The organism is Candidatus Sodalis sp. SoCistrobi (genome assembly GCF_900143145.1).
Lineage (GTDB): Bacteria > Pseudomonadota > Gammaproteobacteria > Enterobacterales > Enterobacteriaceae > SoCistrobi.
On record NZ_FRDB01000326.1, the window covers coordinates 1 to 2,247 of the forward strand.

At 49.0% G+C, this 2,247-nt stretch carries 1 protein-coding gene and 3 pseudogenes; 1 reads left to right on the plus strand and 3 read right to left on the minus strand.

Translation table 11 applies throughout. The features are described 5' to 3' along the window. Nucleotides 1-274: pseudogene (locus CINSTRO3249_RS15265) on the plus strand (hypothetical protein); the annotation flags it as partial. 40 nt (nt 275-314) lie between these two features. On the opposite strand, the pseudogene CINSTRO3249_RS15270 reads toward CINSTRO3249_RS15265, so the two are convergent. The 3 genes and pseudogenes from CINSTRO3249_RS15270 to CINSTRO3249_RS15280 all read right to left on the minus strand — a co-directional run. Continuing rightward, nucleotides 315-629 (minus strand): annotated as a pseudogene (locus tag CINSTRO3249_RS15270) (3-deoxy-7-phosphoheptulonate synthase); the annotation flags it as partial. A gap of 142 nt (nt 630-771) precedes the next feature. Further along, nucleotides 772-870, minus strand: a pseudogene (locus CINSTRO3249_RS15275) (IS1 family transposase); the annotation flags it as partial. Between the two features lie 17 nt (nt 871-887). Beyond that, nucleotides 888-2,247 (minus strand): flagellar biosynthesis protein FlhF (locus CINSTRO3249_RS15280; protein ID WP_254304262.1); only part of this gene is annotated, 1,360 nt, incomplete at its 5' end.

Below are 2,247 nucleotides of genomic sequence, written 5' to 3' on the forward strand. Positions count from 1 at the left end.
CGGCGACTCCTACGATAATGCGATGGCAGAGAGTATCAACGGGTTGTACAAAACGGAGGTTATCCACCGCGGGAGCTGGAAAAACCGGACGGAAGTGGAGTTGGCCACGCTGGACTGGGTGGACTGGGTGGACTGGGTGGACTGGGTGGACTGGGTGGACTGGGTGGACTGGTACAACAACAGAAGGCTGCTCGGGCGGCTGGGTTACATCCCTCCTACTGAAGCCGAAATGAACTATTACGCTTTGCAATTAGCATCAGAGGAAGCGGCGTAGTATTGCCAAAATTACTCTCTAATAAACTCGGGGTTATTCACTTCCAGCCGACGGTGGTGCGCGGCTTCTCGAAGTAGACCCGCATCACCACTTCCAGCTCGCCGCTCAGGCTGTCGCGCAATTGCATCAGGCGCCCGGCATACTCCAGCGCGGCCTCGGGGTCGTGAATCGAGCAGGGACCCACCACTACCAGCAGACGATCATCATTACCTTTGAGGATCTTGTGAATCGCCGAGCGCGCGGCAGAAACGGTACTGGCTGCGCGGTCCGTCGCCGGATATTTTTCCAATAACGCTACCGGCGGCAGCAATTCGTTGATCTCGGTAATGCGTAAATCATCATTTTGGTAATTCATGTGAAATCTGCTTAGCTCCCGGCACGACATGTTTAAAAAAGGCGATCCAATTTATCCCTTGTGGTCCAGACTGTAAATCCATAAAGCGTTATTAAAAGCTATTAAATTTGATATTGGCTAATTCTTTAGGTAATGACTCCAATTAGTAGAACATGTGTTTTTCGATGAAGGCTCCGATGACTTTTTCGTGGATCTCGACAGAGCGCGAGAAGCAAATCGTTTTACGCGCCAGTCGTTTAATGCATAGGTATCTACACATCAGGGAGGAGGCTTAAGAGCAACTCTCGCTAAATGAGTAAGTTCTTCCAGACTATATTCCGATAATAATTTTAGTGTATTCAACAAGATGGATAGGCCAGCGAGCAGAGCAGGAGCGCTCTCTCTGCGGCCTCGCTTTTGCTGTCGTCCTGACAAGCGACATATCAGCTGGCGGGCTGCCGCATTTTCTTCTCCTTCAGCGCGTTGCAGCCGCCATACCAGAACAGCAGCCATACTGGCTATTAACAACCTGCGTAGTACGGCTGGCGCGCTGCGCTGAAGCCATGTTTCTACGTCATGTCCGGCACCTTTCAGCAACTTAAAAAATGATTCAATATTCCAGCGCCAGTAATACCAACGAGCTACTTCCTCGCAGGTGATCTCGCTGCAAACGTTTGTAAGCAGCGTCCAGCGTCCCACCACATTACCGAGATCATCCGTAAGCCGAACAACAACCAATCTGACCGTCAGAGGCTCTCCAGGTTGGATTTTTATGCGGCGGCCGGTTTCTTTATCTTTACGCTTCTGCTGCGCAGCTCGGGTTATGACTATCGAGGTTTCACTGATTTCCATATCAGCTTTTTTCCCTTTCCAGTCTACCTGTCCGCATCCGTTGTATGGCAGAAGAGCAGCAATCTCACCAATTTTCAATGAATTACCTTGCCACTCTGCACCATGTCCTTCTTTTCCTCGGATAAGCCAGCATATTCCTTGAGTACTCAACGTCCGCATATGTCCAATAGAGTCACCCTCTCTATCAATTATATGAATCAGCTTTTTACCTATATTAAGCGATTCCACACGGGCAATATCGGTCGTCAAGGCGTCCATATGTGTCTGCCGTTCGGACAGTCCTTCCGCCAACGTTGAATGACAACCGGTTGCATCGGTAAGTGTCTGAGATAGAGGCGCTATTGGCAAACCCGTGCCAGCATCAACCAGCAAGCTGCTTTGAAGTTCATATCCAACATCGCCACCGTGCGTCATTTTTAAGCGTCCGTATTTGGCATGATGGTAAAGAAATTGTAAACGTGACCAATCATGAACAACGAGAGCGTATGGATGCGGGCTAAGCGAAATTTGCTCAAGTGCTAGCGAAATAATTGGCTCATTGAGTTGACTGAAGCTAATTCGCTTATTATTCAGAAAACGCCAGACAGCTTGGGTAGTTGCGAAAGTTGATTTTTGAGCACTTGCGAGGTCTTTAACCGCAGAAGCAAGAAGAGCCGCGGGCGTCATATGCTGTTTAACCAGCGTCTGATATCGGCGGGTAAGGCGAGAGTCAATCCCGCCAACAGATAGGTTGAAATCATTCTGCAAAGTAATAACAGGTATCACGATAAATGTGTAGATACCTATG